Source organism: Thiolapillus sp. (assembly GCF_048562965.1).
GTDB classification, from domain to species: Bacteria; Pseudomonadota; Gammaproteobacteria; order Chromatiales; family Chromatiaceae; genus Thiolapillus; species Thiolapillus brandeum_A.
Map to the genome: position 1 here is coordinate 1 of NZ_JBHNMF010001642.1, position 524 is coordinate 524.

Consider the following 524-nt stretch of genomic DNA (forward strand, 5'->3'; position numbering starts at 1 on the left):
GGGCGACTGCCATCCTGAGCTGACGCCCCATTTCAAAAAATGGTCGGTCCCTGCTGGATTCAGGCAGGCTTCAAACGCGCCAACGTCACCATATTATGCGTAACAACCGCCGACCACACGCAAGCGTGTCTTCGACCTCGTGATAGATTTTGGGACATCCCAGTCCCCAAAATCGACTCGGCCTTTGACAACCTATTCGTGCCCCAGCCGTCCTGGTCACCAAGCACTACACAACAACTTCGCAAGCTCGTTGCTGCTCCGTACTTGTCTCCCAATGACTGGACGCCGCGTTCGAATGCCTACTTTGCTTCCCCTCTGGCGCTATGCGCACGACGGGTAAGCAGTGCGGCCTCGCGGCTACTGGGGACTACCAGCCTTCGCTTCGCTCTCCATGGCTGGCAGCATAAGCCTTGAAATGCTCCAATCCTTTCCAGTTGCATCGCCGCAAGCCAAAGCAGCGTTTCAGGTACGAAATACCCGCTTCAATGCCTGCCCGAAAGTTGCGCAGCTTACGATAGACCCAG

General features: G+C 56.3%; 1 protein-coding gene. It reads left to right on the forward strand.

Annotated features, from left to right (window positions below; translation table 11 throughout):
- The first annotated feature begins 198 nt into the window (after window positions 1–198).
- Entirely contained in the window at window positions 199–414 is a 216-nt protein-coding gene (locus ACOCD2_RS25975) for a hypothetical protein (protein ID WP_293681546.1), read from the forward strand.
- Window positions 415–524: the final 110 nt, after the last annotated feature.